A 7,535-nucleotide genomic window follows, 5' to 3' on the forward strand; every position below is an offset into this window, starting at 1 on the left:
GGAGTCCACCGCCTGGTAGATCCACAGCGCCCGCTGGTAGCCCTCAGCCGGATCGGCGAAGAGCTGGAGCGTGCGATCCGAGACCTGCTGCAGGAGCCCAGGGTCGCTCTCGCCGGTGTAGACCGAGAGCATGTTTTCAAAGCCCACGATATTTTCCCACTGCCCTGGTGCCACCCAATCCAGCGCCTTCAGAGCCCCAATCGTGATCCCTGCCGACGGCAGGCGATCCGCATAAACATTAATATCTTCCATAATAAATTCCTTATTGTCCCCCCGTTGGACGGGGGTTAGGGGGTAGCTATTTCAGCCCCGCCAGCCCACTGAGGTCAAACTTCTCCAGCCACGCCTGCATCTCAGAATCACTGAGGGCACCGCCCGTGGCGCGAATCTTCACCTGGTAGCGATCCCCCACAAGCATGGCAATTCCGCTCATGCCATCGTTGGTAGCCGGGTTTCCCGCAACCGAGCGCCCGGCGGACTTGAACTTATCGCGGCTACTGGGCAGCGCGGCGCAGTCATTGATCGAGAGTGTCGCGACGGTCTTTCCGCCTTTGTTTAAGTTCGCCATCGCAAAGCCATTTTTCTCTTGCGTAAAGATCCGGTCGTAGCCGTCGGCATCGTTGGGGAAGAACTTATTGAGCGCACTTCCCGGAACGGGCTTTGCCGGAAGCGCCGTCGTGCCCACCGCGCCCGTGCTCGCTGGCGCATTGTTCTGTCCACCGTTTTTCAGTGCCCGCGGATCGGGTGGGAGGTCAGACATGCCAGAGCGGCCCGCAGGAGCGCTCATGGCAGGAGGAGCAGGAGGCGGAGCACTGGGTGCCGGGTTACAGCCCGAAAAGCAGCCCGAGATCGGCTGTGTTGCCAGTCCTAGCATCAGCGTAAGAGCAAGGCTAGGTTTTAGAGAGAGAGGAGTTCGCATCGGATAGTCCTTTGGTTCGTCGAGTTCGTCGTGACGAAAAGTCGCAAACGAATTATATACCACGTTGGGTACAACAAGAGTTATGACGACGGCACAACACCAAGAGTTTCTGAGGGACGGCTATGTGATTCTTCACCCTGACCTGCCTGCATCACTTCACGCAAAAATCCAGCAACGACTCGCCTTTGTGCTCAAGCAGGAGTTTAATCTGGGAAATAACATCCTGCCCGCCGTGCCTGAGCTTCAGCTGGTTCTCGATGCACCGGAGCTGATTGGGCCCCTGACCCAAGTGCTGGGAGAGGGCTACGTGCTCCATCCTCATCGGTTCTGCCACAACAACGAGCCGGTCGAGCAGACCGAGACCGGCGTGAAAGCGGGAGCGGGAACCAATGCTTTTATTGGGTGGCACCAGGACTCCCACAGCCCCCTCGCCCGGCCACGACACCACGCCTGCCGCTACGCGATGGTGCTCTACTACCCGCAGGACACTCCCAAGGAGCACGGGCCCACGCAGCTTATTCCGGGCACGCACTACAACCGTGAGCTGACCGAGGCCGACTATGAACGCGGCTTTCAGGCGGCAGGCCCGGCGGGAACGTGTGTTCTGGTGCACTTCGATATCGCGCACGGTGGCTCACTGAATCTGCTGGAGCACACCCGCTACATGGTCAAGTTTGTTTTTGTGCGCACCCAGGAGCCCGAGCACTTCGCCCTACCAACCCAGCCCATGCCTAATATTGCGGAGCTCCCCGAGCTCTTGGGTGCGCTCAATGGGCCTGAGCCAGAGCGCTTGCGAGCGATCTACTCCCTCGCCGCGCTGGGCGAGCCTGCCGTGGCTCCAGTGTGCGCCGCGCTGGCCAGCCGCACGGAGAGTGGCTGGGCTGAGAGCGCGATTGTGATGGACGATGCCACCTACGCCTTGGCTGCTCTAGGTGAACCTGCCATCACTAGCCTGATGGACTTGCTGAATCACCCGTCGGAGTGGGTGCAGATTAACGCGATCTTTGCGCTGGGAGAGATGGGCAAGAAAGCATGCGCTGCCTCAGACGCGCTGATCGGCAAGCTCGCTTCGCCTTCTCACTCCGTTGTCCGAACGGCGCTGGATGCACTGGGCCAGCTCGGGGCCGACGAAGCCGCGCTCCTGCCGGAGCTACGCCGTTTGCTCCTCACGAGCAATCCCGACTGGCAGGAGCCGCTCTACCGAAAGTGGACGGGTGAGAATCAAGTCCGGGTCAATGCTATCTCAGCGCTTCTCAAGCTCGGCTGGCACTCAGACGAGGTAATTGCATTGGTGATAGCCTCGCTCAACGACCCCTGCGGCTATGTCGGGGGCTTTGGGATCGAGATTCTAGAGCGCTCCGGCAAGCCCGAAGCGCTCCGAGCAGCGCTGCACTATCTCAAAGCCCACCGCTGGGACAACACCCTAGGCAAGGGCGTGCGAACCTACTGAGCTTGCAGAGCCAGTTCGACCGCTTGATCAAGGGGCAACTCCACTCCCTGGGTAAACGCCGCGTCGTAGGCCGTTTCCCCCAATGCGCTACGGCACTCTTCGTAGTTCTGGGCATGGCGAACGGCCCAGAGATCCTGCTCGCCCATCTGGGAGCGTAGTGTCGCTGCGGCCCCGTAGAGCTGCGCAGCGATCTCAGGTGCGAGTTGCCTTCCGATCTCTATGAAGGCGAGGGCCACATCCTGAACGATTCCCAAGCGGTGTTTGATGACCAAGCTCGCTCGCTGAAGCCGCAGGTACTCATCGCGATTGCCATGAGACAGGAGAAATACAATGCTGAGGTTCGCCTGAGCATAGGCCAGCATCCGGCTATCGCCCATCGTCGTCGCCAGCGCTACTGCCTCGGAGTACGCCTGCTCAGCACCGTCTAGATCGTGGCGAAGGCCCGCTAGTGAGCCCTGGTTGATGAGCACTTTTAGCCGCAGTGCTTCCTGGCCCTCGCTGGCGACCAAGGCAAGAGCGCGGCTGTAGCACTCTCTCGCTTGCTCACAAGCCCGCTCAAACTCTACTTGCTTCCCTTGGTCCTCAAGTGCCGCTGCACGCAGGTGAAAGACAGGGCCAAGCCCATTCCAAGCTTGAGCTGCCAAGTCTTGTGCCTCCGCATTGGAGATGGCCTGCCTGAGCAGAGTCTCGGCGTCATCCAGCGCCCCTTGTTTTCGCGCGATCAATCCCAAGGTGACCAGACTAGGGACATGATCTGGCTGAAGGGCAAGTGCCTGCTCCCCATGGCTTCGGGCACGACTAAAGTCACTGGTGAGCGTGTGATACAGCTGGCTGAGCAAGTAGTGGGCTCGGACACGCTCGGTATTGGTCAGCTCTTGCTCCAGAGCTTGGAGCAAGAGAGACTCTGCGAGAGTGGGTTCGTTGTTCGCAATTGCCAAGCACCCCACGGTGAGCAGAACCGCGGCGGGGAGGTTGCCTTCCTCAAGAGCACGCTCATACCAGTGACGCGCCTCCACCAGGGCTCCACGGCTCACCCAGTGCTCCTCTAGTGCAAGCCCGAACCTAAAGAGTGCAGGCGGCACACTTAAGGCGATTGCGGCTCCCAGGTTCTCGCGCTCGCGATGCAGCCGGCCGACGTCTGCCTTCTCTTCTGCCAGCTCCAGGAAGAACAGCTGGTGCCGCTCGCCAAGCGCGGCTCTCTCTTCAGCGGTGAGTGCAGCCCGACCAAAGTCTTGAAGGTTGCGGTGCACAGAAAAACGTAGCGCGGGGCCAAGCGACTCGGTGCGAAGCAGGGCGCGGTCTCGTAGGCTGGCGAGTGCGCCACGGCTCGCCGTACAGATAGCGTGCGCCGCATCGGCTTCCCAGCCCCCTTGGAAGATCGAGAGACGTAAAAACGCTTCCCGAAGCGCAGGCTCTAGAAGCTCCGTGCTCCACGTAATCGCCGCGGTCATCGAAGCATGACGGGGATCTTTTCGGACGTCTTCGGGAAGCGCGAGGCGGCTGGCACGAACTTGCTGGGCCTGCTCCGACGGTGTCAGTGTGCCTGCCCAGGCAGCAGCCAGCTCAAGGGCCAGAGGCAAGCCATCCAGCTCCGTTACGAGTTCTCGTAGCGAAGCCTCGTCCGATGGTGAAGAAAAAAGCTCAGGAGCGACACTTCGGGCGCGATCTCGATAGAGTGCCATCGCGTCGTCCTCGGGTAGCGTTCCCACGGGCACCAAGTGTTCTCCCTCAACGGCGAGCCGGTGGCGCGACGTCGCCAAGACGACGACATCTGGTGTCGCAGTCAGGAGGCTCTCTACCAGAGTCACTCCCTCAGGAAGAAGCTGCTCCAGGTTATCGAGGATTAAGAGACACGGCGAGTGTGCCCGTAGATAGTCCAGGACACTCTCGCGTGGCTTGCTCACTGTGAGGCCCAGTGCCTCCGCGAGAGACTCCCATGCCTGCTCAGGTGTCGTCGCGCCTGCCAGCCCCACAAAGTGCACCTCCGCAAACCCATAGCCAACCGCTAACCGATGTCCAACCTCAAGAGAGAGCCGGGTTTTTCCAATTCCCCCCGGGCCAAAAAGCGTCACGAGCCGCATTGTCTTGGAGCTATGGGCCTCAGCAAGGGACTGAACCACATCCGCCAGAAGCTCCCGTCGTCCCCGAAACCGATCACGGGTCTGAGGGAGATTGACGACAATGGCGGGCGACGCTGGCTCACAGGCGGTGGGCAAGTCCGAAACCAGTGCACGCGTCGAGTCTGCGGGTTCCAGGCCAAGCTGCTGTAAGAGATTCTGCTCTAGCCCGTCGAACTGCCGCCGTGCCTCAGCAGGACGGCCCGCGACAATCAGCAAGCGGATTAAATCGGCCCGAATTGGTTCGTTGAGCGAGGCAGCGGCGGCGGCACGGTGGGCGTAGTCTAGCGCACGGGTGAGTTCTCCAAGACGCTCATGCCAGCGTGCCAGCGCACAAAGCGCTGCCACGTAGGCCCCCGCAAGCCGATCCCGCTCCGGAAAAATCCAGTCGTCGTAGAGCCCTGGGAGAAGCGGCCCATCGTAAACTTCGACGGACAATCGGAGCGACTCCACTCTCTCTTGCTCAGACAGTGCGGGCAAGCCTGCTCGGCGCGTCGCAAGCTCAAATTGCTGTAGATCCGTTGTTGCCTGAAGAGTCACGTTTGTCTTATCGGCCACAATGGCCTCCCCAAAGTCTTTACGCAGAGAAGAGAGCGATGTCCGAAGGCTCATGCGTGCCTGATCAAGCGCACTCTCGGGCCAGAAACGCTCGCAAAGCTCTTCACGGGACTGCGGCACACCTGCATGGAAGGCAAGAAAGGCGAAGAGTGTCGCCGTCTTTTGGGTGCGAAAGTGGGTGACCGGAGGCAAACCTGGCGGCGTCGTTGGCACCGCCGCCAGGCTTCCCAAGAGAGTGACTTGAAGGCACGAATCCATTACACCGGAGGTTCGTCACCAAGAGACTCTATTCCTTCGCTATTTGGGCGCGATAAACTCGCACTCGCCGGTATTACAGTCCCACGCCCATTCGTACCGCGAAAACGGTGCCTTGCAGGCGTCGCCGTAACTACGCCCTCCCGTACAGCCCGGCGGCCCTGCGCCAACTGTCACTGGAATCGAGATGGTCTTCTCGGAATCGCGCTCCGTGCCGATAAGGGTTGTTTCGCCTGCCCTTCTCGGGCGAACCGCCACGGGATTGCGGGTGTTCGGCTCTGCAAGGGCCACTTCCGGGTCCTGTATGCGCCATGACCAGGAGTTGGGGTCGGTTGGAACAACATCGCCAGCCTCGTTGTAGGCGGTGACGCGAACCTCTTTGAAATCGATCGGCTTGAGGAAAACTGAAGACGGGGTGGCCTCAAGGCGAAAGATTGTGGAGCCAAGCGCAATAGCCACGTCCGTATTTGCGCCCGCCTCGCCGCTGACAATCTCCTGCTCGGAGACGGCCTGCGCGGTTCCGGTTCCGTCCTCGTTCGGGAAGGCGAGAACGCGAGTGCGTAGTTTCACCTGCGCCGGAAGGTTTTCCAGGGTCACCTTGGATACCGGCTCTTCGCCTTCAGGCCGCGCCACACGCATCTCGCCGACCTTCACATCAAACTCCGGCTCGTTCGCAAACAGCGTTATTTGTATGCTTTTGGCTCCAAGCGGAATCGCCCGTGACACTTTAGGCCACGCGACGCGCACAGTCATATGGCTTCGCCCTGCGCCCACCCGTGCCGCGCCGCTGCAACCAATGATGACTTCTACGACAAGCGCGAGAAAAAAGACAGCGATGGCAAAACGATGCCAGGAAAATGTTTTTGTGTTTTTCATATTGGGCCTCCTTTAGCGGACATTGAGCGACGTTTTCGCGGAATCATCAAAGAACTTTTGGTATTTCACCAACTCCCGGTCGAAGACTTTCCGCTTGGGCAAATTGAGCAGTTTATATCTGTCGCTGATGCCTATCTCTCCGGCGAGATTCGCCCCGACCGAAACGCCCATGCCGTGAAACAGCGTGTCATCCGTCCGGGTGAACTTGGCATACACGGAGGGCGCGGCCAGTTCCAGAAACGGCCCTACCACGCCCCCAACAAGGAGTTCCAGCTTTGGCTTCACCGTCACCAGAAAATCCACACCTTTGTAGGGGTTCAGAGCCGAATCAATCTGGAAGGAAGGGGTGTCAAACTTCGGCGCGCCCCCGTAAAAACTGAAGTCTCTGCCACGCGTCCACACGAACCCGATTCTGCCACTCGCACCCAGTAGAGTGGTGAAGGCGATGTTGGGCTGAAAACCACCGACGAACGCCAATTTAAGGTCAAACTTCGGCTGCAAAATCTTCGGCACGTTCTTCGCAGCGTTGGCAATCTCCCCCAAAATTGCCAGATTTTTGGTCAAAATATCCTGGAGTTTAACTGAATCCGGCGCAACGGCTATCTGACCGTTTATTTTCAGCTGCCCGTTGATGCGATAGTCAACCACGAAGCCGAAGAACTCCAACGGGCGTTCTGCCCCGCCCGGCAGTTTTTGTAGACGCACTGCCGCCGCCATTTTTCCGCCCAGATTCACTTCGCCGCTGAGTTTCACCGATTTCGCGCCAGAGGAGAACAGGGTGGACTCTGGTATCTTAGCGCGGATATTCAGCGATGTCCCGCCATTCAGCGCTGTACCGCCCTGCTGACGGGTTCCTGCTTCGGCTAAATCGGATAAGGCGCGGATTTCCAACGAATCGAAGGCGTCTTCTAAAGTGGCCTCCGACGTTTCCAGCACTGTGCCGCCGCCGCCGTCGCTTGTGATGTTGACCACGCGCCGCGTGAACCCCCCGCCCAAGAATGAGGCGACCACAAGGCCAGGGGCAAGCCCCATTGCTCCGACATTGCCGGTCAACACAACGCGATTCTCGTCTATCGCAGCGACCGAAACCGAGCCGTCTTCGGGAACCAATCGCGCTCCCGCCGACACAACCGTCGGAAGTTCCGGGCCGGTTGGGAAAATAGAGGCGAGGTCGTCTTCCGCAAGCGGGCCTGTCGGGGCTGTGCCGCCCCCACCGCCACAGCCTGCCCCGATAAGGCCTGCCGCCGCGTTGCCGCCCAAGAGGAGAAACCCGCGCCGACTCAAAGCCGGGAATCTGTTGTCCGTCATTGACTTGTAACCGTTCATTCTCCTCCTGTACCCCCTTTGCCGCCACTATAGC

Annotated in this window: 5 protein-coding genes and 1 pseudogene; 1 reads left to right on the forward strand and 5 read right to left on the reverse strand. The window is 59.9% G+C overall.

The window, feature by feature from the left end; translation table 11 throughout:
* Positions 1-252: pseudogene (locus RMO15_RS14390) on the reverse strand (hypothetical protein); the annotation flags it as partial.
* A 46-nt stretch (positions 253-298) separates the two neighbouring features.
* Positions 299-919, reverse strand: a complete 621-nt coding sequence (locus tag RMO15_RS14395) for a hypothetical protein (RefSeq protein WP_309713958.1) — start codon at positions 917-919, stop codon at positions 299-301.
* An 82-nt stretch (positions 920-1,001) separates the two neighbouring features.
* On the opposite strand from RMO15_RS14395, the gene RMO15_RS14400 reads away from it, so the two are divergent.
* The gene (locus tag RMO15_RS14400) at positions 1,002-2,369 is read left to right on the forward strand and encodes a HEAT repeat domain-containing protein (protein ID WP_309713961.1); all 1,368 of its coding nucleotides are present in this window, start codon (positions 1,002-1,004) and stop codon (positions 2,367-2,369) included.
* Here the strand turns inward: RMO15_RS14400 and RMO15_RS14405 are convergent.
* From RMO15_RS14405 to RMO15_RS14415, 3 genes are read right to left on the reverse strand one after another with little or no spacing between them, the layout of a single operon-like run.
* Positions 2,363-5,302: a BTAD domain-containing putative transcriptional regulator gene (locus RMO15_RS14405; RefSeq protein WP_309713963.1), complete on the reverse strand. Its 2,940-nt coding sequence runs from the start codon at positions 5,300-5,302 to the stop codon at positions 2,363-2,365. The genes RMO15_RS14400 and RMO15_RS14405 overlap by 7 nt on opposite strands.
* A 39-nt stretch (positions 5,303-5,341) precedes the next feature.
* The gene (locus RMO15_RS14410; RefSeq protein ID WP_309713966.1) at positions 5,342-6,175 is read right to left on the reverse strand and encodes a hypothetical protein; all 834 of its coding nucleotides are present in this window, start codon (positions 6,173-6,175) and stop codon (positions 5,342-5,344) included.
* A 12-nt stretch (positions 6,176-6,187) separates the two neighbouring features.
* Positions 6,188-7,501 carry a hypothetical protein gene (locus tag RMO15_RS14415; RefSeq protein WP_309713969.1) on the reverse strand — a complete coding sequence of 438 codons (1,314 nt, stop codon included), beginning with the start codon at positions 7,499-7,501 and terminating at the stop codon, positions 6,188-6,190.
* Positions 7,502-7,535: the final 34 nt, after the last annotated feature.

The organism is Armatimonas sp. (assembly GCF_031410135.1).
Classification (GTDB): Bacteria; Armatimonadota; Armatimonadia; order Armatimonadales; family Armatimonadaceae; genus Armatimonas.